General features: G+C 69.8%; 24 protein-coding genes and 1 pseudogene. 19 read left to right on the top strand and 6 right to left on the bottom strand.

Annotation, left to right across the window (positions count from 1 at the left end):
- Window positions 1-10: 10 nt before the first annotated feature.
- From KV106_RS29825 to KV106_RS29810, 4 genes are all read right to left on the bottom strand, one after another.
- Entirely contained in the window at window positions 11-706 is a 696-nt protein-coding gene (locus KV106_RS29825; protein WP_261214560.1) for a GntR family transcriptional regulator, read from the bottom strand.
- A 9-nt stretch (window positions 707-715) separates the two neighbouring features.
- Complete coding sequence (locus tag KV106_RS29820) at window positions 716-1,804, bottom strand: ABC transporter ATP-binding protein (protein ID WP_057590057.1); 1,089 nt, start codon at window positions 1,802-1,804, stop codon at window positions 716-718.
- Window positions 1,801-3,231: an aminotransferase gene (locus KV106_RS29815; protein WP_261214556.1), complete on the bottom strand. Its 1,431-nt coding sequence runs from the start codon at window positions 3,229-3,231 to the stop codon at window positions 1,801-1,803. Before KV106_RS29815 ends, KV106_RS29820 begins: the two co-directional genes overlap by 4 nt.
- Window positions 3,232-3,544: 313 nt before the next feature.
- Entirely contained in the window at window positions 3,545-3,892 is a 348-nt protein-coding gene (locus KV106_RS29810; protein ID WP_261214555.1) for a hypothetical protein, read from the bottom strand.
- Between the two features lie 662 nt (window positions 3,893-4,554).
- Here KV106_RS29810 and KV106_RS29805 point away from each other — a divergent pair.
- Complete coding sequence (locus KV106_RS29805) at window positions 4,555-4,764, top strand: hypothetical protein (RefSeq protein ID WP_261214553.1); 210 nt, start codon at window positions 4,555-4,557, stop codon at window positions 4,762-4,764.
- A gap of 24 nt (window positions 4,765-4,788) precedes the next feature.
- Here the strand turns inward: KV106_RS29805 and KV106_RS29800 are convergent, their stop codons facing one another.
- Window positions 4,789-5,472: a GntR family transcriptional regulator gene (locus tag KV106_RS29800; protein ID WP_057590053.1), complete on the bottom strand. Its 684-nt coding sequence runs from the start codon at window positions 5,470-5,472 to the stop codon at window positions 4,789-4,791.
- A 92-nt stretch (window positions 5,473-5,564) separates the two neighbouring features.
- Here KV106_RS29800 and KV106_RS29795 point away from each other — a divergent pair, with 92 nt between their 5' ends.
- The 18 genes from KV106_RS29795 to KV106_RS29710 all read left to right on the top strand — a co-directional run bounded on the left by KV106_RS29795 (window position 5,565) and on the right by KV106_RS29710 (window position 25,066).
- Window positions 5,565-6,638, top strand: coding sequence for a BMP family ABC transporter substrate-binding protein (locus tag KV106_RS29795; RefSeq protein WP_261214551.1), 1,074 nt, complete (start codon window positions 5,565-5,567; stop codon window positions 6,636-6,638).
- Window positions 6,639-6,647: 9 nt separating this feature from the next.
- The gene (locus tag KV106_RS29790; protein ID WP_261214544.1) at window positions 6,648-7,334 is read left to right on the top strand and encodes a Rieske (2Fe-2S) protein; all 687 of its coding nucleotides are present in this window, start codon (window positions 6,648-6,650) and stop codon (window positions 7,332-7,334) included.
- Window positions 7,327-9,141: a 2Fe-2S iron-sulfur cluster-binding protein gene (locus KV106_RS29785; protein WP_261214542.1), complete on the top strand. Its 1,815-nt coding sequence runs from the start codon at window positions 7,327-7,329 to the stop codon at window positions 9,139-9,141. Before KV106_RS29790 ends, KV106_RS29785 begins: the two co-directional genes overlap by 8 nt.
- A 9-nt stretch (window positions 9,142-9,150) precedes the next feature.
- Window positions 9,151-9,795 carry a glutathione S-transferase family protein gene (locus tag KV106_RS29780; protein WP_261214540.1) on the top strand — a complete coding sequence of 215 codons (645 nt, stop codon included), beginning with the start codon at window positions 9,151-9,153 and terminating at the stop codon, window positions 9,793-9,795.
- 136 nt (window positions 9,796-9,931) lie between these two features.
- On the top strand, window positions 9,932-11,059 hold the full coding sequence (locus tag KV106_RS29775; RefSeq protein WP_093345681.1) for a Gfo/Idh/MocA family protein: 1,128 nt from the start codon (window positions 9,932-9,934) through the stop codon (window positions 11,057-11,059).
- 49 nt (window positions 11,060-11,108) lie between these two features.
- A complete protein-coding gene (locus tag KV106_RS29770; RefSeq protein WP_261214537.1) occupies window positions 11,109-12,020 on the top strand; it encodes a sugar phosphate isomerase/epimerase family protein in 912 nt (303 codons plus the stop codon).
- Window positions 12,017-13,189, top strand: coding sequence for an aldose 1-epimerase family protein (locus KV106_RS29765; RefSeq protein WP_261214535.1), 1,173 nt, complete (start codon window positions 12,017-12,019; stop codon window positions 13,187-13,189). Before KV106_RS29770 ends, KV106_RS29765 begins: the two co-directional genes overlap by 4 nt.
- A gap of 72 nt (window positions 13,190-13,261) precedes the next feature.
- Window positions 13,262-14,323 (top strand): LacI family DNA-binding transcriptional regulator, encoded by a 1,062-nt coding sequence (locus tag KV106_RS29760; RefSeq protein ID WP_057590045.1) that lies wholly within the window; start codon window positions 13,262-13,264, stop codon window positions 14,321-14,323.
- A 41-nt stretch (window positions 14,324-14,364) separates the two neighbouring features.
- Window positions 14,365-15,126, top strand: coding sequence for an SDR family NAD(P)-dependent oxidoreductase (locus KV106_RS29755; RefSeq protein WP_057590044.1), 762 nt, complete (start codon window positions 14,365-14,367; stop codon window positions 15,124-15,126).
- A gap of 201 nt (window positions 15,127-15,327) precedes the next feature.
- Window positions 15,328-16,584: an ABC transporter substrate-binding protein gene (locus KV106_RS29750; RefSeq protein WP_261214531.1), complete on the top strand. Its 1,257-nt coding sequence runs from the start codon at window positions 15,328-15,330 to the stop codon at window positions 16,582-16,584.
- 22 nt (window positions 16,585-16,606) lie between these two features.
- Window positions 16,607-17,557 carry a carbohydrate ABC transporter permease gene (locus KV106_RS29745; protein WP_082321663.1) on the top strand — a complete coding sequence of 317 codons (951 nt, stop codon included), beginning with the start codon at window positions 16,607-16,609 and terminating at the stop codon, window positions 17,555-17,557.
- Window positions 17,557-18,387: a carbohydrate ABC transporter permease gene (locus tag KV106_RS29740; RefSeq protein ID WP_057590042.1), complete on the top strand. Its 831-nt coding sequence runs from the start codon at window positions 17,557-17,559 to the stop codon at window positions 18,385-18,387. The genes KV106_RS29745 and KV106_RS29740 overlap by 1 nt, the downstream gene beginning before the upstream one ends.
- A 29-nt stretch (window positions 18,388-18,416) precedes the next feature.
- Entirely contained in the window at window positions 18,417-19,598 is a 1,182-nt protein-coding gene (locus tag KV106_RS29735; RefSeq protein WP_261214528.1) for an ABC transporter ATP-binding protein, read from the top strand.
- A gap of 32 nt (window positions 19,599-19,630) precedes the next feature.
- A complete protein-coding gene (locus KV106_RS29730; RefSeq protein ID WP_261214526.1) occupies window positions 19,631-20,836 on the top strand; it encodes a CaiB/BaiF CoA transferase family protein in 1,206 nt (401 codons plus the stop codon).
- Window positions 20,833-21,975: a type 2 periplasmic-binding domain-containing protein gene (locus KV106_RS29725; RefSeq protein ID WP_261214524.1), complete on the top strand. Its 1,143-nt coding sequence runs from the start codon at window positions 20,833-20,835 to the stop codon at window positions 21,973-21,975. The genes KV106_RS29730 and KV106_RS29725 overlap by 4 nt, the downstream gene beginning before the upstream one ends.
- A gap of 32 nt (window positions 21,976-22,007) precedes the next feature.
- Window positions 22,008-22,775 (top strand): enoyl-CoA hydratase/isomerase family protein, encoded by a 768-nt coding sequence (locus tag KV106_RS29720; protein WP_057590038.1) that lies wholly within the window; start codon window positions 22,008-22,010, stop codon window positions 22,773-22,775.
- A gap of 1 nt (window position 22,776) precedes the next feature.
- The gene (locus KV106_RS29715) at window positions 22,777-23,973 is read left to right on the top strand and encodes a fumarylacetoacetate hydrolase family protein (protein ID WP_261214521.1); all 1,197 of its coding nucleotides are present in this window, start codon (window positions 22,777-22,779) and stop codon (window positions 23,971-23,973) included.
- A 46-nt stretch (window positions 23,974-24,019) separates the two neighbouring features.
- Window positions 24,020-25,066 (top strand): LacI family DNA-binding transcriptional regulator, encoded by a 1,047-nt coding sequence (locus tag KV106_RS29710; RefSeq protein ID WP_261214519.1) that lies wholly within the window; start codon window positions 24,020-24,022, stop codon window positions 25,064-25,066.
- Window positions 25,067-25,167: 101 nt separating this feature from the next.
- Here the strand turns inward: KV106_RS29710 and KV106_RS29705 are convergent.
- Window positions 25,168-25,810: pseudogene (locus KV106_RS29705) on the bottom strand (hypothetical protein); the annotation flags it as partial.

Below are 25,810 nucleotides of genomic sequence, written 5' to 3'. Positions count from 1 at the left end.
CGCGGGCCGATCAGGCCTCGGCGGCCTCGAGGCTCTGCTCGTATTCCTTGAGGAAGCGCTCGATGCTCGGTCCGGCCGACATCAGGTCGGCCCGGATGGCCGTCACGGCGGCGGCCGGGTCGCGGCGCGCGAGCGCGTCGAGCAGCGCATCGTGCTGGCCGTAGCCCTGGTCGTACGAACCGTCGGACTTCTCGTAGAAGGCGCGCAGGATCGGGCCCATCGAGGCCCACATGTTCTCGATCATCGACAAGAGCCGCGGCAGGCCGCAGTGCTCGTAGACGCCGAAATGGAACTCGCGGTTGTAGCGCAGCTGGTTCTCGGGATGGTGCGCCGCCTCGGCCTGCGCGAACTTCTTGTTGATCCGCACCAGCTCCGCCACGTCCTTGCCGCTGACCTTGAGCGCGGCCTGCTCAACCGCCGCGCTCTCGAGCGCCACGCGCACCGTGCGGATCTCGATGTAGCGCTCCAGGCTCAGCGGCGGCACGATGATCTGCTTGGCCGTCTCCATCTCGAGCGCATGCTCGCTGACCAGCCGCAGCAGTGCCTCGCGCACCGGCGTGTCGCTGGTGCCGAACATCTGCGCCGCCTCGCTGATGCGGATCCGGTCGCTGGGCATGAAGCGCCCGGCGATCAGCGATTCGCGCATCTCCGAGTACACGCGCGCGGCGAGATTGGTCTTGTCGATGGGTTTGATCTTGGGTTTCACGGGTTCTTTTCAGGCGGGTCGCGCGAAAACGAGCATATCGCGGGATTGCCATCCCAGAGCGACGTCCGCGCCCACCACGGTATCGCTGGGCAGCGTGCCGTGGCCGAGCTTGGCCACGATCTGGTCGCCGTTGCGCAGCCGCGCGATCAGCCGCGTGTGGTCGCCCAGGTAGACCAGGTCGACCACCTCGGCGCTGACCTGCACGCCCTGGCCGTCGGCCAGCCGCACGCACTCGGGCCGCACCAGCGCGCAGCCCGCGCCCGCCGGATGCGCTGCCTGTCCCTGGCCGGTCTCGGGCAGCGGGATCCGCAGGCCGTCGCGCAACTGCAGCACGCCCGCGGCCTCGATGGTGCCGTCGAGCCGGTTGTTTTCGCCGATGAAGGTGGCGATGTAGTCGGTGGCGGGCGCGTCGTAGATGGTGCGCGGCGGCGCCAGTTGCTCGATGCGGCCGTCGTGGAAGACCGCGACCCGGTCGGACATCGTCAGGGCCTCGCCCTGGTCGTGCGTGACGTAGACCACCGTCACGCCCAGCTCGCGGTGGATCTGCTTGATCTCGTACTGCATGTGTTCGCGCAGGTTCTTGTCGAGCGCGCCGAGGGGCTCGTCCATCAGCACCAGCTCGGGGTCGAACACCAGCGCGCGCGCCAGCGCCACGCGCTGCTGCTGGCCGCCCGAGAGCTGGCCCGGCTTGCGCTCGGCCATGCCCGCGAGCCGCACCAGCTGCATCGCGCGATCGACCTTGTCGCGCAGCGCCTGCCCCGAGATGCCGCGCATCTTGAGCGGATAGGCCAGGTTCTGCGCCACGCTCATGTGGGGGAACAGGGCGTAGTTCTGGAACACCATGCCGATGCCGCGCTTGTGCGGCGGCACGTCCTGGATCGGCCGGCCGTCCATGAGGATGCGCCCGCGCGTCGGGTTCTCGAAGCCCGCCAGCATCATCAGCGTGGTGGTCTTGCCCGAGCCCGAGGCGCCCAGCAGGGTGAGGAATTCGCCGCGGCGGATCGCCAGGTTCAGGTCGGGGATGACGAGGTGCTCGCCGTCGTAGCTCTTCTGGACGCCGATCAGCTCGATCAGCGGACGTTCGGCCGTGGTGTTCACGCTGCTTCCTTTCGCGCCGCGGCGGGTGTCTTCCAGGGATCGCGCGCGGCCACCGCGTCGAGCGCGGCGCCGAGGGTGCGCGCCATCCATTCGACCTGGGCCTCGTCGAGCACGTAGGGCGGGCTCAGCGCGATCACGTCGCCCATGTTGCGCACGATCAGGCCGCGCTCGCGCGTGGCCTGCTCGACCTGGGCGCCCACGCCCTGCGCGGGATCGAAGGCCTCGCGCGTGTCGCGGTTGCGCACCAGCTCGATGCCCGCGATGAAGCCCTTGCCGCGGATCTCGCCGACCAGCGGATGCGCGGCCAGCGGCGCCAGGCTCGCGTGCAGCCGCTCGCCGAGGCGGCGGGCATGGGCCGGCAGGTCCATCTGCTCGTAGATCGACAACGCCTCGAGTGCCACGGCCGCGCCCAGCGGATGGCCCGAGTAGGTGAAGCCGTGGCCGAAGCCGCCGGTGCGGCCGCTCTCGGCCTCGATGACCTCGTACACCCGCGGCGCCACCACCACGCAGGAGATCGGCGCGTAGCCGGCCGACAGCCCCTTGGCGCAGGCCATCATGTCGGGCTCGAAGCCGAAGGACTGCGCGCCGAACCATTCGCCGGTGCGGCCGAAGCCGCAGATGATCTCGTCGGACAGCATCAGGATGCCGTGGCGCCGCAGCACCGCCTGCACGCGCGGGAAGTAGCCCTCGGGCGGCACCAGCACGCCGCCGGCGCCGATGATCGGCTCGGCGATGAAGGCCGCGATGGTGCCGGCGCCCTCGCGCTCGATGGTGTGTTCCAGGTCGGCCACCAGCCGGTCGACGAAGGCCGCGTCGCTCTCGCCGGGCAGGGCGTGGCGGTAGGCGGAAGGGCATTCGAGCCGCACGATGCCGGGGATCGGCAGGCCGAAGGCGGCATGCATGTTCGGCAGGCCCGAGAGGCTCGCGCCCATCACCGTCGAGCCATGGAAGCCGCGCTGGCGCGCGAGGATCTTGCGGCGCGCCGGCTCGCCGCGCGCGATGTGGAAGTTCCAGGCCAGCTTGACCATGCTGTCGTTGGCCTCCGACCCCGAGGTGGCGAAGAACACGCGTGCATCGCGCATCGGCGCCAGCGCCGCGACCTTGGCCGCGAGCAGCGAGGCGACGTCGGTCGAGCGGTGATTGAAGGTGTGGTAGTAGGGCAGCCGGCGCATCTGGCGCAGCGCGGCGTCCACCAGCCGCGACTCGGAGAAACCCAGCGAGGCGCACCACAGGCCGGCCATGCCCTCGAGGTAGCGCTGGCCGTGCTCGTCGAACACATAGGCGCCTTCGCCGCGCACCATCACGAGCGGGCCGCGGCTGCGATGGGTCTGGAGGTTGGTCTGGGAATGCAGGTGGTGTGCCGTGTCGGCCTTGCCGACGGCGCTGTGGAGCGCCGTGTCCGGGGAGAGGGTTTCGATGTCGGTCATGGTCTGGGTTTGGATGCAGGATATATCCTATATGACGAATCGAAACGGTGCAAGCCGATGGCTGGCGGCGTGAAAATGCTGCTCGTCGAGGTGTTGCGGGCACGCGAGGGCCCATGCGCGGCGCTCCCGGGCCGAAGCCGACCGGGCGGAGGGAATACCAAAGGATGAAGGGATTCGGCGCTTGCGCCCTCAGCGGTGGAGGGCGTTCGTCAGGGAAAAGATGGCGCCAGGAACCTGCCAGACAAAGCTGTGCACCGCACAAACTTTAAGCAGACTGTTGTTTCCCCTTTGAAAACAACAACTTAAATCGCTTTTACAACGCAGTACCTGAGTTATCCACAAAGTTGCCCACGGAAAATGGGGAGCACTTGGACATCATCAGCTCGCGCGCGGAGAAGGCACGGCGCAGGTGGGGCCGCGGCAACGCGAAGGTCGGGCGGTCGCGCTCCTCGATCCAGTGCGAGCCCGCGCCATAGACCGCGTTCTGCACCTCGCACACGATGCGCGCCTCGCGCCGCGCCGCGGCCGTGGCCGGCACCCACATGCCGCCATCGTGATGCTCGTCGTCCTCGTGGTGGCGCACATCCCAGCGCCAATGGACGCGGATCTGGGCGGTCTCCACACCCGGAAAGATCTCGGCGATGAAATTGTTAAAAATCATTAACTGCATGCTAGGCAGGCCCGGCAGAGGCACAAGGGCCGCCGGCGAAAGCTGCCGTCAAGGCTGTGCAGTTTTCCTCACTTTTTGACACAAGTTTGTTCCCGTCACGTCCGATTTGTTTCGATGGGAACGTAACGCCCGTAACGCCGGCGACCAGGAACACGGGTTACGAGGACGCCGGGCGCCCCAAAAAAAACACCCGCCGAAGCGGGTGTGCATCCCTTGCGGGCCCGGAGGGAGGTTCTTCTTGCTCTTCTTGGCGCCCTGGTGCGTGACAGCAACGCCATGTTCGACGCCAGGCCGTAAGAGACGCGTCAGCCTTTGGCCAGCAGTGCGTGTAGGCCATTGAAAGATTCGTGAAGAATTGCTCATGATTCTTCATATGGGATGCCAAAAACCGCTGCCTCCCATAGAAATGTCGGTGTCGTCTGACGTGAGACGACTGTTTCAGGGTCGAACATCCTTGTGTCCGGCCGTTCCTCCCTCGGCTGGGCGCCTAGTGTGTGACAGCAACTTAGGCTTCGCGCCCGGCCTCGTGCCGGGCGCTTTTCTTTGTGCCGCCCGCTGTCGACCCGATCCCAGGTAAAGCTTGTGTGAAATCACGCCAATAAGAATCATTCTTATTAAAATGATTTCAATAGTGTTACAGCCGAGGATCAGGCATGGACAAGTTCATGGCACGTGCCGAGTGCGAATGGCTCGCACAGTTTTTCTCCGATCCGCAGACGGATGCTGCGCCGGCGTCGCCGGGCCAATGCGGGGAGGCCCGTCCCAAGGAAGAAGCGGCTGCGGGCCGCGCGCCCTGGCATCGGGCGATCCTGTCGTCGGTCGCGCGCGTGCTGCGCCCCGGCATGCCCAAGGCGGGCACCTGAGCCACCGCGGGCCCGGCGCCGCACTCAGCGCCGGCGCAGGGCCCGGCTCAGGTGCGGATCGGCTTCCTCGTCGTCGGGCGCATCGGCACCCAGGCTGACCTCCACGGTGTGGAGGTGGCTGCGCAGCAGGGCCAGCGCCTCTTCGGTCGAGCCGCTTTCGATCAGGGCGATGAGTTGCGCATGCTCGTCCTGCAGGCACTCGGTGTGCTTGTCGTATTCGTGCTGGTAGAGCAGCAGGATCAGCGCGATCCGTCCGACCAGTTGATCGAGCGTCTGCGCGAGCAGGTCGTTGCCCGCGAGCCGCGCGAGCAGCACGTGGAATCCCGCGCCGAGCCGGCGCACCTCCTCCATGTCGTTGCCCACGCGCGCCGCGCGCTCCTGCTTGACGTGTGCGCGCAGCGCCGCCAGGTCCTTCCTGGTATGGGCCTGCGACAGCTTCTCCAGTGAGTGGCGCTCGATCGCCCAGCGCAGATCGAAGGTGTCGCGCGCCTCCTTCGGCGTGGGCTTGGCCACCGAGGCGATCTTGCCCGGCGTGAGATCCACCAGCCCTTCGCGCGCCAGGCTCTGCAGCGCCTGCCGCACCACCGTGCGGCTCACGCCGTAGAGCTTGCCCAGGCTCACTTCTCGCAGCTGCGTGCCCGGCAGCAGGCGATGGGCGGCAACCGCTTCCCGGATGCTGTCGCTGATCTCTTCGTTCTTGGTAGACATGGTCCGGGATTGTAATTAGACTAAATCGGTATACCGATATAGAGTACCGACTCGGAATTCAGACTCCCCACCACCCTCGAGGACAACGCCCCATGATCGAATTTCGCCCGGCTGTCGCAGCCTTCGCGGCCTTCTTCTGCGCCGCATCCGCAATCGCGGCCGAGCCGCTGCAGGTCGGCTTCGTCTATCAAAGCCCCGTGTCCGACGTCGGCTGGGTGGCCGTGCACGAAAGCGCGCGCAAGCAGCTCGAGAAGGAATTCGGCAACCGCATCAAGACCCAGGTGGTGCAGGACGTGAAGGCCGGCCCCGATGGCGCGCGTGTGATCCGCGAGCTGGTCGGCAACGGGGCCGGGCTGATGGTGCTCGGCAGCTTCGGCTACATGAACGACGGCCTGAAGGCGGCCGCCGAGAACCCCAAGGTCAACTTCGTCCACGCGAGCGGCTTCAGGCAGGCCGCCAACTTCGGCACCTACAACGCGCACTGGTACGAGGCCGCCTATGTGGCCGGCCTGGTGGCGGGCAAGGTCACGAAGTCGAACAAGCTCGGCTACGTGGGCGCGCTGCCGATCCCCGACGTGGTCTCGACCATCAATGCCTTCGCGCTCGGCGCGCAGAAGAGCAACCCGGCCGCCAGGGTCTCGGTGGTGTGGGTCAACGAGTGGTTCAACCCCGGCAGCGAGCGCGACGCCGCCAACACGCTGATGCAGCAGGGCGCCGACCTCATCGGCTCGGGCTTCCAGGACAACCCGGCCGTGCTGCAGGCGGCCGAGGCCAAGGGCGTCTGGTCGATCGGCATGTTCTCCGACCATCGCAAGTCCGCGCCGCAGAAGCTGCTGACCTCGCTCACGCACGACTGGACGCCCTACCTGCGCCAGGCCGTGCAGGACACGCTCGACGGCAGGTTCAAGGGCACGGCCTATGCCGCGACCCTGGCCAACGGCGGCGTGAACCTCGCGGACTGGAACCCCGGCGTGCCGGCCGAGGTGGTCCAGATGGCGAAGCAGGCGCGCGCCGACATCGTGGCCGGCAAGCTCAAGGTGTTCGCCGGACCGCTCAAGGACAACACGGGCAAGCAGCGCGCGGCTCCGGGTGCGGCGCTGTCCGATTCGGAGATCGCCGGCATGAACTGGTTCGCCGAGGGCATCCAGGGCGCGATCCCGCGCTGAGGCCCGGCCATGAACCAGACCGCAGACGCGACGGCGGCGAGTTCCGCCGACTGGTTTCCCGTGGAGTTCTCGCGCAACCTGCTCCCGGGGCAGGTGCTGCAGTCCACGCTGCTCGGCCATGAACTGGCGCTCTGGCGCTCGGCCTCGGGCGCGATGGAGGTGTGGGAGAACCGCTGTCCGCACCGCAGCGTGCGACTCAGCCTCGGCTTCGTCGTCGGGGAAGAACTGGTCTGCCGCTACCACGGCTGGCGCTACGGCCGCGACGGCCACTGCGTGTCGGTGCCTTCATCGCCGAAGGACGCGAGCCCGCCGGCCGCCTGCGCGCGCACCTACCTCAGCCGCGAGAGCGACGGCATCGTCTGGGCCAGCCTCGCGCGCATGCCGGCCGGCTATCCGCCGCGCCTCGGCGACGACCTCGTGCCGTCGCGCGGCTTCACGGTCGATCTCGATGCCGACACCCTCGTGCCGCGGATCGAACGCGCGGGCTGGTTGCAAGGGCAGAGCACTTGCGTCTGGCAGGAAGGTGCATCGGCCCTGCTGATCCAGCCGCTGTTGCCCGGCACCTCGATCGTCCACCTGCTCGTCGCGCGCGGCTCATCGAGCCTCGACAAGCAACGGGCCATCGCAAGCATCAAGACGCACATCGCCCAATGGACGACCGAGGCCCGCGCCCCGAGGGAGACCGAACATGCCTGAGACCATCGACCCCGCGATCGCGTCCGACTGGCTCGCCATCGGCGACAGCCTCGGCCTCGTGCCCGGCACGGGCCGGCGGGCCCGACTGCTGGGCCACGACCTGCACGTGCGCCGCCGGCCCGACGGCGCGCTCGAGGCCCGGTTCGAAACCGAACCCACGAGGCCTTGCCACGCCACCGACCACTGCGGCTTCATCCTGCTGTGCCTCGGCGACGAGCCCAGGCCGCTGTTCGAACTGGCGGCCTTCGCGAACCCCGCGCGCCGCTTCCTCTACATGGGTGGCTTCGGCATCCACAGCGGTCCGCTGCGGGTGGTGGAGAACTTCCTCGACATGGCGCATTTCCCCTTCGTCCATGCCCACATCCTGGGCTCGGAAGAAGCGACCGAGGTGCGCGGCTACGAGGTCGAGCTCGACGCCCGCCAGGAGCTCTGGGCCCGCGACTGCAAGTTCATCCAGCCGCTGGCCTCGGCGGACGCGAAGGGCGGGGCGGACGTCGACTACGTCTACCGCGTCGTCAACCCGTTCTCGCCGATGCTCTACAAGCACCCGGCGGGCCGTTCGGCCGAGCTCGCCGACATCATCTTCCTGTTCATCCAGCCCACCGACGAAGAGCGCTGCATCGCGCACTTCGCGATCAGCCTGTTCGATGCCGAAAGCTCGAGTGGCGAAATCATGGCCTTCCAGCAGAACATCCTCGGGCAGGACAAGCCGATCCTCGAGAACCACGTCCACAAGAAGCTGCCGCTCGATCCGCGCATCGAGGTGCCTTCGCGCGCCGACGCGGCCTCGAGCACCTTCCGCCGCTGGCTGCGCGACATCCATCTGCGCTGGGGCATCGAAGCGCAGAGCACCGAGCCGCGGCCGCGGCTCAGCGTGGAGGTCTCCGCCAAGCGAACCGTGGCGCAGGATATCGTCGAGTTCAAGCTGCGCTCGCCGCGGCGCGGCCCCTTGCCGAGCGCCACCGCGGGCTCGCACCTCGACGTGCACCTGCCGAACGGCCAGATCCGCCAGTACTCGGTCTGCGGCCAGGACGAGGAGGGCTACACCATCGCCGTCAAGCGCGAGGCCGATTCGCGCGGCGGTTCCATCGCCTTGCACGAGTCGGTGCAGGCCGGCATGCAGCTCGAGATCGGACTGCCCAAGAACAACTTCCGGCTCGACCCGCGCATCGAACACGCGGTGCTGATCGCGGGCGGCATCGGCATCACGCCGATCCTCGCGATGGCGCGCGATCTCGCGGCAAGGGGAAAGCGGCCGGCTCTGCACTACTTCTGCCGTTCGGCCGAGCATGCCGCGTACCGCGCCGAGCTCGAAGCACTGTTGGGCACGAACCTGCATCTGCACCTGGGCCTGTCGCCGCAGCAGACCGAAGACCAGGTACGGCAGGCACTGCAAGCCGGTGGCGACGCGCATGCCTTCGCCTGCGGGCCCGCGCCGCTGATGCAATGCATCGAGCGCGTCGCGGCAGAACGCCATTGGCCCGCCGATCGCGTGCACTTCGAATACTTCCGACGCACCACGCCCGTCGAGGCCACCGGCCCCGCATTCACCGTCGAACTCGCGCGCAGCGGCCGCCGCGTGCAGGTGGCGAGCGACACCACCATCGTCGAAGCACTGCGCGCGATCGACATCCACCTCGACACCAGCTGCGAGCAAGGCGTGTGCGGCACCTGCCTGTGCACCGTCATCGACGGCGAGCCCGATCACCGCGACCAGTACCTGAGCGCGGGCGAGAAGGCGTCCCACATGCAGATGCTGCCCTGCGTCTCGCGGTCGCGCTCCGCGACGCTGGTGCTCGATCTCTGAGGGCGCGCGATGATCAAGCTCTACAACGAACAGCTGTCCGGCAACTGCTACAAGCTGCGGCTCTTCATGGCCTTGCTCGGCATCGCCCATGAACGCGTGCCGGTCAACTTCCACCCCGGACGCGAACACAAGCAGGCCGAGTTCCTCGAACTCAACCCCTTCGGCCAGTTGCCCGTGATCGACGACAACGGCTTCGTGCTGCGTGACGCGCAGGCCATCCTCGTCTACCTCGCGAGCCGCCACGACAGCGCCGGCACCTGGTTTCCCGCCGATCCGAAGCGCCGCGCCCGGGTCATGCTGTGGCTCACCGTGGCCGAGGACATCACGCGCAGCGCCTCGGCCGCGCGCCTGCACGATGCCTTCGGCTACGACCTCGACGCACCGGCCTGCCGCGCGGCCGCGCACAGGCTGTTCGCGCACATCGAGGACCACCTGGGCGACCGCGAGGCCGCGGAGGAGGGCTGGCTGGTCGGCGCCACGCCCACGCTCGCCGACATCGCGTGCTTCCCCTACATCGCGCTCGCGCCCGAGGGCGGCATCGCGCTGACGCGCTATCCCGCGCTCAGGCGCTGGATCGCCCGCGTCAAGTCGATCCCAGGCTTCATCGGCATGCCGGGCATCTTCGCCCTCGGCATCGACGCCGAAGCCACCTGACGCGTCGCGGGGTGCCCCGCTGATTCGCCTCAAAAAACCTCATCCCGGTCGATTGGTCCGGGTCGCCGCGTCCCTTAACCTCGGTTGCAAGGCAGCAAAGCACTGCCTCGATTCGACCCAGGACAGGAGACAAGCCATGACCCCAACGAGCGCGACCGCCGCGCCGGCCGCCGATGCCCGCGGCTTCGAACCCGACGCGCCGATCCGCTGCCGCGACTTTCGCATCGGTGCCATCGGCGCCGGCTTCATCATGGCGGACGTGCAGCTCGCGGCCTACCGCGAGGCCGGCTTCCCCGTGGTGGCGATCGCCTCGCGCACCCGTTCCAAGGCGGCCGATGTGGCGCAGCGCTGGAACATCCCCACGGTGCATGACACGCCCGAGGCGCTGATCCGCGATCCGCAGGTGCAAATCGTCGACATCGCCTTCCCGCCCGACCGCCAGCCCGAGCTGATCCGCCTCGCGCTCGCGCAGCCGCACGTGAAGGCGGTGCTCGCGCAGAAGCCGCTGGCGCTCGACCTCGACACGGCGCGCGCGCTGGCCGAGGAGGCGCGCGCGGCCGGCAAGCCGCTGTCGGTGAACCAGAACATGCGCTTCGACCAGTCGATGCGCGTGCTCAAGCAGCTGCTCGATCGCGGCGAACTCGGCACGCCGGTACTCGCCACCATCGAGATGCGCGCCATCCCGCACTGGCAGGAGTTCCTGCGCGGCTACGGCCGCCTCACGCTGGCCAACATGAGCGTGCACCACCTCGACGTGCTGCGCTTCCTGTTCGGCGAGCCCGAGGACATCTACACCGCCGCGCGGCCCGATCCGCGCACCGGCTTCGAACACAGCGACGGCATCGTCTGCTCGACCTTGCGCTTTCGCAGCGGCGTGATGGCGCTCAGCATGGAGGACGTCTGGACCGGCCCGCACGGCGAGGGTTTCGATGCCGGCATCTTCATCAAGTGGCGCGTCGAGGGCACCGAGGGCGTGGCCGAAGGCACGATCGGCTGGCCCGACTATCCCGAAGGCAGCCCGAGCACGCTGCGCTACAGCTCGCGCCACGGCACGGACGGCCAATGGGTCGAACCTAGCTGGTCCACGCGCTGGTTCCCGCAGGCCTTCGCGGGCGTGATGGAGCAGCTGCAATGGGCGCTCGCCCAGGGCGAGGCGCCGATGCTCGACGTCGCCGACAACGTGAAGACCATGGCGCTGGTCGAGGCCGGCTACCGCTCGCTCGCCGAGCGGCGCGCCGTGCCGCTGGCCGAGTTCGGCGTCTGAGCCGCGCGCTTTCCCCGCATCCCCACCCACAAACCATCGGAGACAACCCATGATCCAAGTCGGCATCTTCAGCGGCTACTTCCCCTATGCCCTCGAGGAGTCCGCGCGCCGCATCAAGGCGCAGGGCTTCAACACCGTGCAGCTCGACCTCGCGTTCAAGGACATCGACTTCTCCACGCCCGAGGCCATCACGCGCGAGAAGTGCCACCGCGTGCGCGACACCTTCCGCCGCCACGACCTGCCGATCAGCTGCGTGTCGGCCTACACGAACATCGTCCACCCCGACGCCGGCGAGCGCAAGCGCCGCAACGACTACCTCAAGGCCACCTTGCGCCATGCGCGCGACTGCGGCACGCCCTACGTGATCAGCGAGACCGGCACCGTCAACCCCGACAGCGACTGGTCCTCGCATCCCGACAACAAGAGCGAGCGCGCCTACGCCGACTGCGTGAAGGTGGTGCGCGAGCTCGCGCAGGAGGCGCACGACCACGGCGCGGTGTTCCTGGTCGAGACCTACGTCAACAACATCATCGGCTCGGTCGAGGAAACGCTGCGCCTGTTCGCCGACGTCAACCATCCGGGCCTGGGCCTGCTGATGGACCCGACCAACTACTTCGAGACCCACAACATCGACCGCATGGACCAGGTGCTCAACCAGATGTTCGACGCGCTCGGCGACAAGGTCCGCATCGCGCATGCCAAGGACGTGAAGCGCGCCGCGGGCGACGACAAGGGCGAGAAATTCGCCGACATCGACGCCTCGGAGGCGCACCAGTTCCGCGGCGTGGGCGAGATCGAGCTGCCGGCGCCGGGCCTGGGCGCACTGAACTACGACCTCTACCTCAAGCGGCTTGCGCAGCACCATCCCAACATCCCGATCATCATCGAGCACCTCGACGAATCGGACGTGCCGCGCGCCAAGCGCTTCCTCGACGACAAGCTGCTGGAGGCCGGCGCGTGACCCAGCTCTACGGCCGCCACTGGAGCCGACGCGAGTTGCGCGAACACGCGGGCACGCTCGCGCAGTTCGCGGGCGTGCGACTGGTGACGCTGGGCGACGGCGTGGAACGCGGCATCCGCTGCCTCGAGTTCCGCACCGGCACCGGCTTCGCGTTCCAGGTGCTGGTCGACCGCGCGATGGACGTGGGAGCCTGCGAATACCGCGGCGCCGCCATCGGCTGGCAATCGCCCACGGGCTTCCGGCATCCGGGGCTGCACGAGAACGCCGACGAGGGCGGCCTCGGCTGGCTGCGTTCCTTCTCGGGCCTGCTCGTGACCTGTGGCCTCGACCACACGCTGTTCATGGACAGCGACCCGGCCGGCCACTACCACTACACGCCGCGCCAGAGCGTCGACAGCGGCCTGCACGGCCGCATCGCGAACATTCCCGCGCGGCTCACCGGTTACGGCGAGCGCTGGGAGGGCGACGACTGCATCCTCTGGTGCGAAGGCGTGGTGCAGCAGTCGGCCGTGTTCGGCGAGGACCTGCACCTGGTGCGGCGCATCGAGGCGCGCGTGGGCGAGCATGGCTTCACGCTGCACGACCGCGTGGTCAACCACGGCTTCTACCGCACGCCGCACATGTTCTGCTACCACATCAACGCCGGCCATCCGGTGCTCGACGAGGGCAGCCGCTACATCGCGCCGATCCGCCACACGCCCTGGGCCGCGCATGCCGATGCATTGCGCAGGCAATCAGTGGGCTATCGCACCCAGCCCGGGCCGCAGTCGGACTTCCATGAGCAGGTTTACGAGCATGCGATGGCGGCCGATGCGCAAGGGCGCATCCCGGTCGCGCTGGTCAACGAGGGCTTCGACGGCGGCCATGGCATCGGCCTCGCGGTCGAGGTCAACCGCGACGAGTTCCCGTGCCAGTTCCAGTGGCAGAACTACCAGCGCGGCCAGTACGCGATGGGCATCGAGCCGAGCACCAACCACGTGCTGGGCAAGCCCTTCGCGCGCGAGCGCGGTGAGCTGATCTGGCTCGAGCACGGCGACGAGCGCCGCTACACCACGCGCTTCTCGGTGCTCGACGGGCGCGGCGAGATCGCGGCCTTCGAGGAGCGCGTGCGCGCCATCTGCGCGCAGCCCGCCGACGAGTACCCGGCCATCACCGGCCGCTGGGACTGAGGCGCGAAGAAGATGGGCGAGCCGGTGCGGACATCGCGGCAGGGCGTCTCGTTGCGCGGAATACTCGGCGACATGAAGACGAAGACATCGACGCCCCCCGCCGAGGCCCCCGGCCGCTCGCGCCTGGCCGACGTCGCGCGCGTGGCCGGCGTTTCCAAGGCCACGGCCGACCGCGCGCTGCATGCGCGCAAGGGCGTGCGCTCGGCCACGGTGCAGCGCGTGGTGCGCGCGGCCGCGCAGCTGGGCTACCTGCCCGACGAGAGCCTGCACCAGGTGCTGCGGCCGCGGCCGATGGAGCTGATCTTCCTGCTGCCGGCCGGCACCAACCAGTTCATCCGCATGCTCGGCGACTACGTCGGCATCGTCGAGAAGCAGCTCGAGCCCTTCAACGTGCGCTGCCGCCGCGTCGAGATCGAGGGCTTCGATGCCGAGGTGCTGGCCGCGCGGCTGCTGCGCCATGGCCGGCAATGCGACGGCATCGCCTTCGTGCCGCTCGAGCATCCTGCCGTGCGCGAGGCCGTCGCCTCGCTGGCCGACCAGGGCGTGCACCTGCTCACGCTGCTGTCGGACCTGCCGGGCTCGCGGCGCGCCGCCTACGTGGGCATCGACAACCATGCGGCCGGCCGCACCGCGGGCTACCTCATGGGCCGCATGCTCGACCGCAAGTCGGGCAAGGTCGGCCTGATCGCGGGCAGCCTCAGCTACCGCGGCCACGAGGAGCGCGAGGTCGGCTTCCTGCAGGTGCTGGCCGAGCAGTTCCCGGGGCTGCGCGTGGTGGGCCTGCGCGAGGGCCACGACGACGTGGCGCAGAACTACCGCCAGGCGCGCACCTTGCTGCGCCAGCACACCGACCTGGTGGCGCTCTACAACATCGGCGGCGCCTCCGAGGGCATCGGCCGCGCGCTCAAGGAGGCCGGTCTCGACCGCAAGGTGGTCTTCATCGGCCACGAGATCACGCCCGACACCCGCGCCATGCTGATCGACGGCACGCTCGACGCGGCCATCAACCAGAACCCGCAGACCGAGGTGATGAACTGCGTGCGCATCTTCGCCAACCTGCGCGCGGGGCGCGATGCGCTCGCGGGCGTGGAGCCGGTGCGCGCCGGCATCGCGGTGCGCGAGAACCTGCCCTGATCCCTTCTTTCCTCCTACGACTTCAAAGACACGACACGACCATGGACATGACAGGCAAGAAGGTGCTGGTGACCGGCGCCGCCGGCGGACTCGGCACCAGCATCTGCTGGGCTTTCGCGCGCGCGGGCGCGCAGGTGCTGGCGCTGGACATCGATCCGGCCAAGGGCGAGCGCCTGGTCGCGGCCGGGGAGGGCGAGGGCGCCGAGGTGCGCGCGCGGCTGCGCTTCGTGCAGGGCGACCTCGCCGACCTCGGCGCGCTCGCGGCGCAGCTGGCCGCGCTGTTCGAGGCCCAGGGCGGCATCGACGTGCTGATCAACAACGCCGCCATCTATCCCTCGCGCAGCATCGAGGAGTTCAGCATCGAGGAGCATCGCCGCGTGCAGGGCGTGAACGTCGACGCGGCGCTGGTCTGCGTACAGGCCGCGCTGCCTCACATGAAGCGCCAGCGCTTCGGCCGCATCGTCAACGTCGTCAGCATCACGATGTACGGCGGCTGGCCGCTGCTGCTGCCCTACGTCACCTCCAAGGGCGCGCTGCTGGGCATGACGCGCGCGATGGCGCGCGAGCTCGGGCCGCATGGCATCACGGTCAACGCGGTGTCGCCGGGCGCCTTCCCGACCGATGCCGAGAAGATCCATCCCGACCCCGAGGGCTACGAGCGCTTCGTGCTCGAGCACCAGTCGGTCAAGCGCCGCGGCGCGCCCGAGGACATCGCGAACGCGATGCTGTTCTTCGCGGCCGAGGGCAGCGGCTTCGTCACCGGCCAGACGCTCAACGTCGATGGCGGCTGGGTGATGCAGTAGCCGCCGAAGCCCCCGCCTTTCCGCTCGATACCACCACCAGCTAGGGAAATCCCGCGATCGCAGCCACGGGCTGCAACGCTAAAGTCGTACTTGTTAGCGCTAACAGTTAGCGCTAATAATCTCGCCAACAGCAGCGCGACGGTTTCGGCCGGACGCCTCGAATCCCACGGCAGGGCCTGCCGTCATCGGAGACAGACACACATGAAGCAACGCCTTTTCACCGGCCGCCGCGCGGCCCTCGCCGCGATCGCCATCGTTCCGGCCCTGCAGCTGCTCGCCGCGGGCAGCGCCCAGGCGCAGGCCGCCGGCAAGCAGGTCGTGACCTTCGCCGCATCGAGCTTCGCCGAGCCCGGCCGCGGCGAGAAGATGCGCGCCTGGATCGGCAAGTTCAACCAGAGCCAGGACAAGGTCGAGATCCAGCCCGTCACGATCCCGTTCTCGTCCTTCGCGAGCACCGTCTTCACGCAGATGGGCGGCAATGCCGGCCCCGACCTCGTGCGCTTCGACCTGCCCGAGTTCTATGCCGCGGTCGATGCCAAGCGCCTCGTGCCCATCGACGACGTGATCGCCGACGGTGCCTTCCCGCTCACGGGTCCCGACAAGTACATGAAGATCGGCGGCAAGCGCTACGGCGTGGTGTTCGAGGTCAGCAACTACGCGATGGTCTACAACAAGGCGCTGCTCAAGGGCACGCCGCCTTCGAACTTCGACGAGTTCCTGTCCGCCGCCAAGGCCGCGACCGCCGCCGGCAACTACGGCTATGCCTACCGCGCCACCATGGCCGAACGCGGCGGCTTCTGGTATGACCTGTGCAACTACGTCTACGGCTTCGGCGGCCGCTGGTCCGACGAGCAGGGCAACCCGACCATCAACAGCGCCAAGGTGATCGAGGGCGTGGCGGCCTACAAGAAGGTCTACGACGCCGGCGCGATCCCCAAGGGCGCCGACGCCGCCACCTACCGGCGCATGTTCGCCGAGGGCAAGATCGCGATGCAGGTCGACAACGGCGGCGTGGCCGCCAACCTCGCGACCCAGGCCAAGGGCTTCGAGTTCGGTGCCGCACCCTCGCCGTTTCCCACCAAGGCGCAGGGCATGATCCTGGCGCCGATCAGCATCAACGCCAACAGCAAGAACAAGGCCGCGGCCGGTGCCTTCCTGCAATGGATGCTGACGCCCGAGGCGCAGCGCGAGCTGCAGCTGATCCACGGCGCCTCGAGCGTCGCGATCGCCGTGCCGCGCTCGGCCGATGAGGTCGCCAAGTGGCCCTGGATCTCGGTCTACGACCAGCAGACCGCCAACAGCGTGCCCGCGCTGCCGCAGGGCCTCGAGGTCAAGGCGCCCGAGATCCAGCAGATCGTGATCGAGCAGGTCATCAAGGTGCTGCAGGGCGGCGTCGATCCCGCCAAGGCGATGAACGACGCGCAGCAGACCGTGCTGAGCCGCGTGCTCAAGCGCTGAACCCGCGCCGCATCCCGTGACGATGAACGCCACGCTGTCCTCCGCCGCCGCGGTGGCCCGCCGCGAGGGTGCGCGCCGCCGCGCGCGCCTCGACGGCCACCCGCTCGCGCCCTATGCGCTGGTGCTGCCGGCCACGCTCTATCTGCTCGTGTTCCAGGGCTATCCGCTGTTGCGCGAACTGGTGCTGAGCTTCACCTCGACCTCGCTGCTCGCGGCCTCGCAGGGCGAATGGGTCGGGCTGCGGAACTACGCCGACCTCTGGAACGATCCCGACTTCCACCGCGTGATCTTCACCACGCTGCTCTACACCGTGGCCTGCGTGGCCTCGGCGATCGGGCTGGGCCTGGCCTCGGCGCTGCTGCTCGACGCGCCGTTCCGCGGCCGCGGCATCGCGCGCGCCGCCGTCACCATCCCGTGGGCCGCGCCGCCGGTCGCGGTGGCGCTGATCTTCATCTGGATCTACAACGCCCAGTACGGCGTGTTCGGCCACACGCTGCGCTTCTTCGGCATCGCCGCGGGCAGCGAGAACTGGCTCGACAGCATGCAGCTCGCCATGCCCGCGGTGCTGCTCACCACCATCTGGCAGATCTTCCCGTTCGCCTCGGTGGTGCTGCTGGCGGCGCTGCAGGGTGTGCCGTCCGAGCTGCGCGAGGCGGCCGTGATGGACGGCGCCGACCGGCTCAGCGTGTTCAAGGCGGTGGTGTGGCCCACCATCCGGCCCTCGGTCGCGCTGCTGGCGCTGTTCTCCACCATCTGGTCGCTGCGCCGCTTCGACCTGATCTGGCTGCTCACGCAGGGCGGGCCGGTGGGCGCCACCAATACGCTGGTGATCGATCTCTACCGGCGCGCCTTCGTCAACCACCACCTGGGCCAGGCCGCGGCCGTCGGCATGGTGGGCGTGGCGATCGCGCTGGCCGTGACGCTGGTGTACTTCCGCTACACCGCGCGCGCCGAACGCGAAGGAGAGCGCTGATGCACGCCGCCATGAGCCGACAGGCGCTGCGCATGCTCGCGGTGCTGGTGCTGCTGGGCGCAGCGGCCTTCCCCATCTACTGGATGCTGGTGACCTCGCTCACGCCGACCGAGGCGCTGTTCGCCGACCGGCCGCAACTGCTGCCGTCGCTGGGGCAACTGCCGGTGTATGCGAGCGTGTTCGCCATCAAGCCGGTGGCGAGCTGGCTCTTCAACAGCGCCTGCGTCGCGATCGGCACCACGGTGCTGAGCATCGCGCTGGCCGTGTTCCCGGCCTATGCGCTGTCGCGCTTCCGCTTCGGCGGCAAGGGCGCGATCGGCTTCGGCCTGTTCGCCACCCAGATGCTGCCCGAGGCGATGCTGGTGGTGCCGCTGTACGCGATCTTCGCGCAGATGCAGCTGCTCAACACCCTGAGCGGCCTGATCCTCGCGAACACCGCCTTCACCGTGCCGGTGATCACCTGGATCCTCAAGGGCGCCATCGACGGCGTGCCGATCGAGGTCGAGGAGGCCGCGCGCGTCGACGGCTGCTCGCGCATCGGCATCGTGCTGGGCGTGGTGGTGCCGCTGATCGCGCCCACGCTGGCCGCGGCCGCGGTGATTTCCTTCTTCCATGGCTGGAACGAGTACGTGTTCGCGCAGACGCTGATCACCGAGGAGCGGCTGCACACGGCCTCCGTCGGCCTGGCCGGCTTCATCGGCGAGCTGAGCACGCCGCTCGATGCCGTGATGGCGGTGGGCGTGATGTACACGCTGCCGGCCGTCGTCTTCTACCTGATCGTGCAGCGCCACGTCGTCTCCGGCATGACGGCCGGCAGCGTCAAAGGCTGACCCCGAACCATCGAACCGAACACACAGCCATGGCTTCCATCAAGCTCCAGGACATCACCAAGAACTTCGCCGACAAGCATGTCGTCAAGGGCGTGTCGATCGACGTGCCCGACGGGGAATTCCTCGTGCTGCTCGGCCCCTCCGGTTGCGGCAAGTCGACCCTGCTGCGCATGCTCGCCGGCCTCGAGAGCATCAGCGGCGGCGAGATCCACATCGCCGAGCGCCGCGTCGACGAACTGCCGCCGACCGAACGCGACATCGCCTTCGTGTTCCAGTCCTATGCGCTCTATCCGCACATGACGGTGCGGCGCAACATCGCGTTTCCGCTGATCATGCGGCAGCACCGCTGGTGGTTCCACATCCCGCTGCTCGGCGGCATGGCAAAGCGGCGCATCGAGCGCTCGCCCGAGGTCTCGCAGCTGGTGGAGCGCACCGCGCGCACGCTGGCGCTGACCGACTGGCTCGACAAGTACCCGCGCACGCTCTCGGGTGGCCAGCGCCAGCGCGTGGCGCTCGGCCGCGCGATGGTGCGCGAGCCGCAGGTGTTCCTGATGGACGAGCCGCTGTCGAACCTCGACGCGAAGCTGCGCACCACCATGCGCGCCGAGATCTCGAAGCTGCATCAGCGCGTGGGCGGCACCTTCGTCTACGTCACGCACGATCAGGTCGAGGCGATGACCATGGGCACGCGCATCGCGCTGCTCAAGGACGGCGCGGTGCAGCAGTTCGGCAGCCCGCGCGAGATCTACGAGGCGCCCGCCAACCTCTACGTGGCGCGCTTCATCGGCACGCCGCCGATGAACCTGCTGCAGGCCACGGTGAACGCCGACGGCAGCGCGCTCGCGCTCGGCGGCGAGACCACGATGCCGCTGCCCGCGCACCTGCGCGGCCTGGCCGCGTCCGGCGCCGCCGTGGTGCTCGGCCTGCGGCCGAACGCGCTGACGGTGGCGCGCGGCGGCCAGGGCCTGGCCGGGCGCATCGCGCTGGTCGAGCACGTCGGCGCCGAGTCGCTGGTGGCGGTCGCGCTCATCGACGCCCGCACGCTGCACGACGAGGAGGGCGCCGCGAACGCCGACCTGATGGTCACGGTGCCGGGCTACACGGACCTCGCGAACGGCGATCCGGTCGCAGTCGGCTTCGATGCCACGCAGGCCGTGCTGTTCGACGCCGCCACGGGCCGCAACCTCGCCGCCGCGCCGCGCACGCACTGAATTCTTCCCCCACCTCATCGCCAACACACTCCATGAACAAATCCTCCGCCATCCTCGAGGGCTTCCGCGTCCTCGACTGCTCCATCGCCATGGCCGGCCCCTTCGCGGCCCAGCGCCTGGGCGACCTGGGCGCCGACGTCATCAAGGTCGAGCCGGTCGCCGGCGAATGGCAGCGCCACGTCTCGGCCGGCGGCGCGCGCGGCAACCGCATCAACGTCTCCTTCCTCTCGCTCAACCGCAACAAGCGCAGCCTCGCGGTCGACCTCAAGAGCGACGAGGGCCGCGACGCGCTCTACGAGCTGGTGCGCGGCTCCGACGTGTTCCTGCAGAACTACCGCCCCGGCGTGGCCGAGCGCCTGGGCGTGGACTACGCCACGCTCTCGAAGATCAACCCGCGGCTGGTCTACGTCTCGATGTCGGGCTACGGCGAGGACGGCCCCTACAAGCTCTGGCCCGGGCAGGACCTGCTGCTGCAGGCGATGAGCGGCGCCATGCTCTCCACCGGCCGCGCCGGCGAGCCGCCGTCGCCCGCGGGCCAGTACCTGGTCGACGCCATCACGGCCTCGACCGCCTTCGAGGCCGTGATCGCCGCGCTGCTGCACCGCGAGCGCAGCGGCGAGGGCCAGCTGGTGCAGGTCAACATGCTCGATGCGATCGTCGCGCTGCAGATGCAGGAGCTGTCGGTGTTCAGCGTGGCCGGCAAGCCGCAGGAGCGCACGGCCGAGTCTCATGCCCACGTCTACATCCGCGCGCCCTACGGCGTGTTCGCCACGCAGGACGGCTTCCTCGCGCTGGCCTTCCCGAAGATGGCGGCGCTCGCGCAGGCCATCGGCGCACCGGTGCTGGCCGACTTCGACGACGAGCGCGACACCTTCGCGCGGCGCGACGAGATCTTCTCGATCACGCGCGAGAAGCTGCGCCACCGCCCCACCGCCGAGTGGCTCGCGGTGTTCCGCGCGGCCGACATCTGGGCCGGCCCGGTGTACGGCTATGCCGACGTCATGAACGATCCGCAGATCGTCCACAACGGCACCTTCGTCGAGTACGAGCATCCGACCGAGGGCAAGGTGAAGACCCCGGGCTTCCCGATCAAGTTCACGCGCACGCCCTCGAGCGTGCGCCGCGGCGCGCCGCTGGCGGGCCAGCACACGCGCGAGATCCTCGGCGAGCTGGGCTGGAGCACCGAGCGCATCGACGGCCTGCTCGCGGCCAAGGTGATCGGGGAAGATACGCTGTGAGCGGCGCGCCGATCAAGGGCCTGACCTGGGACCATCCGCGCGGCTACGTCGCGCTCGAGCGCGCGGCCGAACGCGCGCGCGCCGAGGGCCTCGACCTGCACTGGGAGCGCCAGCCGCTCGAGGGCTTCGAGTCGCATCCGATCGAGGACCTCGCCGAGCGCTACGACCTGATCGTGCTCGACCATCCGCACATCGGGGACGCGGTGGCCGGCGACTGCCTGCAGCCGCTCGAGTCGCTGTTCGCGGCCGACGAGCTCGCGCGCTGGCGCGCGCAGAGCATCGGCCGCTCGTTCGACAGCTACCGCTATGCCGGCGTGCACTGGGCGCTGCCGCTCGATGCCGCCACGCAGGTGGCGGTGGCGCGCACCGACCGGCTCGAGGGCCCGCTGCCGCGCAGCTGGGCCGAGGTGCTCGCGCTGGCCGCGCGCCAGCCTGTGTGCCTGTCGCTGGCCGGCCCGCATGCGGCGCTCTCGCTGTTCAGCGTGGCGGCCGCGCACGGCGACGCGCCCACGGGCAGCGAGCCCGGCCGCCTGTTCACGGGGCAGGGTGCCACCACGGCCTGGGAGCTGCTGTCGGAGCTGCATGCGCTGGCCTTCCGCGGCTGGGCCGGGCTCAACCCGATCGGCATCCTCGATGCGATGTCGCGCGATGCGCGGGCCGTGTACTGCCCGCTGGTCTACGGCTACGTCAACTACGCGGTGGCCGGCGCCGGCACGCAGCCGCTGCACTTCGCCGACGTGCCCGCGGGTTCGCACGGCCTCGGCTCGACGCTCGGCGGCACCGGCCTCGCGGTGAGCCGGCGCGCGACGGTCGGCGATGCGCTGCGCGCCCACCTCGTCGCGCTGATGAGCCCGGCGATGCAGGAAGACTTCATTCCCTTCGCCGACGGCCAACCGAGCGCGCGCAGCGCGTGGAGCAACGAGCGCGTCAATACCGCCTGGAACGGCTTCTTCGCGCAGACCCAGGCCACGCTCGAGGCCGCGATCGTGCGGCCGCGCCATCCGGGCTACATCCCGTTCCAGACCGCGGCCTCGGCGCTGGTGCGCGAGATGCTCGCCGACCGGCTCGCGGCCAGGGCCGCGCTCGAGCGGCTGCAGGCCCTCTACCAGGCCCACCGGCCCGCGGGCAGCGAAGTCTGAGCCCGTCTTTTCTCCTCCAGTCCACCTCCGCCATGAACCACATCCTCTTCGAGGTCCGCGACCGGGTCGCGACCCTGATCCTCAACCGCCCCGAGAAGCTCAACGCCGTCACGCCAGAGATGGCCGATGCGCTGGTCGCCCACGTGAAGGACTGCAACGCGCGCGCCGACGTGCGCGCCGTCGTCATCACGGGCGCCGGCGAGAAGGCCTTCTGCGCCGGCAGCGACATCGCCGAGCTCGACGGCTACGACACGCCCTGGACCTTCCGCAACCGGCCCGACTACTGCGACGCGATCCGCGCGCTGCGCAAGCCCGTGGTCTGCGCCATCAACGGCTATGCGCTCGGCGGCGGCCTCGAGACCGCCATGTCCTGCGACATCCGCATCGCGGCCGAGCACGCGCGCTTCGGCGCGCCCGAGGTCAAGCTCGGCTGGATCGGTGGCGGCGGCATGTCGTACATGCTCGCGCACAGCATCGGCGCCTCGAACACCGCGCTGATGCTGATGGGCGGCGATCCCATCGGCGCGCAGCAGGCGCTGCAGTGGGGCCTGGTGAGCGAGCTGGTGCCGGCCGCCGAGCTGCTGGCGCGCGCGCAGGCCATTGCCGCCACCATCGCGAGCCGCCCGCCGATCGCGGTCGAGACCGCCAAGGCCAACCTGCGCGCCGCCTATGCGATGCCGCTGGAGACCGCGATCCAGTACGAACGCGACCTGCAGACCGTGTGCTTCGCGACCGAGGACGCGAAGGAAGGCCGCGCGGCCTTCAAGGCGCGCCGTCCGGCCGTGTTCGAGGGGCGCTGAGATGCAGGCGATCCCCGACATGGTCGATGCCACGGCCACGCTGCCCGTCGATGCGGAAAGGGCGCTGCTCGTGGGCCGCGCCTGGTTGCCGGGCGGGAACGGCGAAGAGGGCGGCCCGACGCTGGTGACGGTGCGCGAGGGCCAACTGGTCGACATCGGCGCGTTCGCGCCCACCGTCTCGGCGCTGCTCGAGCGCGCGGACGCGGCCGCCGCGGTGCGCGATGCCGAGGGCGTGCCGCTCGGCACGCTGGCCGACTGGCTCGCGAGCACCGCCGCGCACGGCCCCGATCCCGCGCGGCGCCATCTGCTCGCGCCCAACGACCTGCAGGTGGTGAAAGCGGCAGGCGTGACCTTCGCGGCCAGCATGGTCGAGCGCGTGATCGAGGAACAGGCGCGCGGCGACGCGAGCCGCGCCGAGGCGGTGCGCCGCCAGGTGGTGGCCGTGGTCGGCGACGACCTCTCTGGCATCGTGCCGGGCTCGCCCGAGGCCATGCAGCTCAAGCAGGTGCTGCTCGCGCAGGGCCTGTGGTCGCAGTACCTCGAGGTCAGCATCGGGCCCGACGCCGAGGTCTTCACCAAGGCCGCGCCGCTGGCCTCGGTGGGCACCGGCGTGCAGGTGGGCCTGCATCCGGGCTCGACCTGGAACAACCCCGAGCCCGAGGTCGTGCTCGCCGTCGACAGCCGCGGCCGGACCGTCGGCGCCGCGCTCGGCAACGACGTCAACCTGCGCGACTTCGAGGGCCGCAGCGCGCTGCTGCTGGGCAAGGCCAAGGACAACAACGCCTCGTGCGCCATCGGCCCGTTCATCCGCCTGTTCGACGCCCACTACGGCATCGACGACCTGCGCGCCACCGTGGTCGAGCTGCGCGTGGAAGGCGAGGACGGCTTCGTGCTCGAGGGCTCGAGCTCGATGGCGCAGATCAGCCGCGATCCGCTCGAGTTGGTGCGCCACGCCATGGGCGCGCACCACCAGTACCCCGACGGCATCCTGCTGTTCTGCGGCACCATGTTCGCGCCGATCCAGGACCGCGACGCGCCGGGCGCCGGCTTCACCCACCACGAGGGCGACCGCGTCGCCATCCGCGCCGAGCGGCTGGGCACGCTGTTCAACCGGGTCGGGCGCAGCGACCGCATTGCGCCGTGGACCTTCGGCATCGGCGCGCTGATGCGCAACCTCGCCGCGCGCGGGCGGCTTTGAGCGCGGCGGTGGCCGGGCGCGCTTGGCGGCAGAATCCGGGCCACCCATGACAGAACCCGAAAAAAGACAGGGCCGCCGCCGCTTCGGCACCAACTCCGTCACCATGGCCGACGTGGCCCAGGTGGCGGGCGTGTCGGCACAGACCGTGTCGCGCGTGCTGCGCGACCCCGAGGGCTGCACGCCGCAGACGCGCGAGCGCGTGGAGGCGGCGATCCGCAGCACCCGCTACGTGCAGAACCTCGCGGCCAGCCACCTGGCCTCGAACCGCAGCATGACGGTGGCCGCCGTGATCCCGCAGATCGCGGCCTCGGTCTTCGCCGAGACGCTGCAGGGCCTGTCGAACGTGCTGCTGCAGGCGGGCTACCAGGTGATCATCGGCCACACCGACTACAGCCACGAGCGCGAGGAGGCCGTGGTGCGCAGCCTGCTGGGCCGCCGGCCCGACGCCTTCTTCCTCGTCGGCACGCGCCACACCGACGCGGTGCGCGAGATGCTCGCGCGCGCCGCCATTCCCGTGGTCGAGAGCTGGGCCTGGACGCGCAAGCCGATCGACCAGCTCGTGGGCTTCTCGAACCAGGAGGCGCTGGCCGCGGCCGTGGCCTATGCGCAGCGGCGCGGCTACCGCCATCCCACCTTCGTGGGCGCCGCGCGCCCCGGCGACGACCGCGCGCGCGAGCGCCTGGACGGCTACACCACCGGCATGGCGCGCCACTACCCGGGCCAGGCGTCGCGCAGCCTGGTGGTGGAGAACCTGCCCTACACCATGGGCAGCGGCAGCACCCTGCTCGAGGCCGCGCGCGCGCGCTTCCCCGACAGCGACCTGCTGCTGTTCTCGAGCGACCTGCTGGCCTCGGGCGCGCTGCTGGCCTGCCAGCGGCTGGGCATCGCGGTGCCCAGGCAGCTCGCGATCATGGGCTTCGGCGACTACGAGATCGCGCGCGAGCTCAACCCCGGCCTCACGACCATCGCGGTGCCGACCGTGCGCATGGGCGAGGAGGCCGCGCGCATGCTCGTGCAGCGGCTGCGCAGCGAGACGCCGGCGGCGCGCAAGCGCGACCTGGGTTTCGAGCTGATCGAACGCGGCAGCGCCTGAGCGGCCGGGCGCCCCGCGGGGCGCCATGAGAAAAGGGGCCGACCGTCGCCGGTCCGCCCCTTTTTTTCGTGGCGAGCCGCGGCCGAGGCCGCGGTGCGCGATCAGCCCAGCAGGCCGTGCAGGATGTTGGCGACCGGGGTCACCGCACTGCTCACGGTGTGCTCGACCTGGCTGGTGATCGGGGTCACCACGTCGGTGACCACCGAGCCCACCGAGTGATCGACGTTCTCGACCACGTTGGACACGGTCTCGACCACCGGTGCCGCCGCCGCGGTCGCGCCGGCCAGGATGTCGGTCACCGGGGCCAGGGCACCGGAACCGGCGCTGGTCAGCGTGTCCACCACCGGAGCGAGGGTGTCGCTCAGGCCGCTGGCAATCTCGGTCACCGGCTGCAGGATGTTGGCCACCGGGCCGTCGCCACCCAGCGCGCCGAGCAGGCTGCCGACGAGGCCGTCGTTGCCGAGCAGGCCGCCCACCAGGCCACCGACCAGTCCGTCGTTGCCCAGCAGGTTGCCGACCAGGCCATCGTTGCCGAGCAGGCCGCCCACGAGGCCGTCGCTGCCGAGGACGCCACCGAGCAGGCCGCCTTCGCCACCGCCGAGCACGCCGCCGAGGAGGCCACCGTCACCGCCGAGCACGCCGCCCAGCAGGCCGTCGTCGCCGAGGATGCCGCCGAGCAGGCCGCCTTCGCCGCCGCCGAGCACGCCGCCCAGCAGGCCGTCGTCGCCGAGGATGCCGCCGAGC

It is taken from the genome of Variovorax endophyticus (assembly GCF_025376855.1).
Taxonomy (GTDB): domain Bacteria; phylum Pseudomonadota; class Gammaproteobacteria; order Burkholderiales; family Burkholderiaceae_C; genus Variovorax.
This window is presented reverse-complemented; position numbering and strand designations above follow the sequence as displayed.

What these genes read in the sequence shown, in the direction of transcription:
- KV106_RS29750 (WP_261214531.1), top strand. Translation starts at nt 15,328, where the DNA reads ATGAAGCAACGCCTTTTCACCGGCCGCCGCGCGGCCCTCGCCGCGATC.
- KV106_RS29770 (WP_261214537.1), top strand. Translation starts at nt 11,109, where the DNA reads ATGATCCAAGTCGGCATCTTCAGCGGCTACTTCCCCTATGCCCTCGAG.
- KV106_RS29760 (WP_057590045.1), top strand. Translation starts at nt 13,262, where the DNA reads ATGAAGACGAAGACATCGACGCCCCCCGCCGAGGCCCCCGGCCGCTCG.
- KV106_RS29775 (WP_093345681.1), top strand. Translation starts at nt 9,932, where the DNA reads ATGACCCCAACGAGCGCGACCGCCGCGCCGGCCGCCGATGCCCGCGGC.
- KV106_RS29785 (WP_261214542.1), top strand. Translation starts at nt 7,327, where the DNA reads ATGCCTGAGACCATCGACCCCGCGATCGCGTCCGACTGGCTCGCCATC.
- KV106_RS29800 (WP_057590053.1), bottom strand. Translation starts at nt 5,472, where the DNA reads ATGTCTACCAAGAACGAAGAGATCAGCGACAGCATCCGGGAAGCGGTT.
- KV106_RS29735 (WP_261214528.1), top strand. Translation starts at nt 18,417, where the DNA reads ATGGCTTCCATCAAGCTCCAGGACATCACCAAGAACTTCGCCGACAAG.
- KV106_RS29710 (WP_261214519.1), top strand. Translation starts at nt 24,020, where the DNA reads ATGACAGAACCCGAAAAAAGACAGGGCCGCCGCCGCTTCGGCACCAAC.
- KV106_RS29740 (WP_057590042.1), top strand. Translation starts at nt 17,557, where the DNA reads ATGCACGCCGCCATGAGCCGACAGGCGCTGCGCATGCTCGCGGTGCTG.
- KV106_RS29780 (WP_261214540.1), top strand. Translation starts at nt 9,151, where the DNA reads ATGATCAAGCTCTACAACGAACAGCTGTCCGGCAACTGCTACAAGCTG.
- KV106_RS29815 (WP_261214556.1), bottom strand. Translation starts at nt 3,231, where the DNA reads ATGACCGACATCGAAACCCTCTCCCCGGACACGGCGCTCCACAGCGCC.
- KV106_RS29810 (WP_261214555.1), bottom strand. Translation starts at nt 3,892, where the DNA reads ATGATTTTTAACAATTTCATCGCCGAGATCTTTCCGGGTGTGGAGACC.
- KV106_RS29805 (WP_261214553.1), top strand. Translation starts at nt 4,555, where the DNA reads ATGGACAAGTTCATGGCACGTGCCGAGTGCGAATGGCTCGCACAGTTT.
- KV106_RS29715 (WP_261214521.1), top strand. Translation starts at nt 22,777, where the DNA reads ATGCAGGCGATCCCCGACATGGTCGATGCCACGGCCACGCTGCCCGTC.
- KV106_RS29790 (WP_261214544.1), top strand. Translation starts at nt 6,648, where the DNA reads ATGAACCAGACCGCAGACGCGACGGCGGCGAGTTCCGCCGACTGGTTT.
- KV106_RS29745 (WP_082321663.1), top strand. Translation starts at nt 16,607, where the DNA reads ATGAACGCCACGCTGTCCTCCGCCGCCGCGGTGGCCCGCCGCGAGGGT.
- KV106_RS29730 (WP_261214526.1), top strand. Translation starts at nt 19,631, where the DNA reads ATGAACAAATCCTCCGCCATCCTCGAGGGCTTCCGCGTCCTCGACTGC.
- KV106_RS29720 (WP_057590038.1), top strand. Translation starts at nt 22,008, where the DNA reads ATGAACCACATCCTCTTCGAGGTCCGCGACCGGGTCGCGACCCTGATC.
- KV106_RS29755 (WP_057590044.1), top strand. Translation starts at nt 14,365, where the DNA reads ATGGACATGACAGGCAAGAAGGTGCTGGTGACCGGCGCCGCCGGCGGA.
- KV106_RS29795 (WP_261214551.1), top strand. Translation starts at nt 5,565, where the DNA reads ATGATCGAATTTCGCCCGGCTGTCGCAGCCTTCGCGGCCTTCTTCTGC.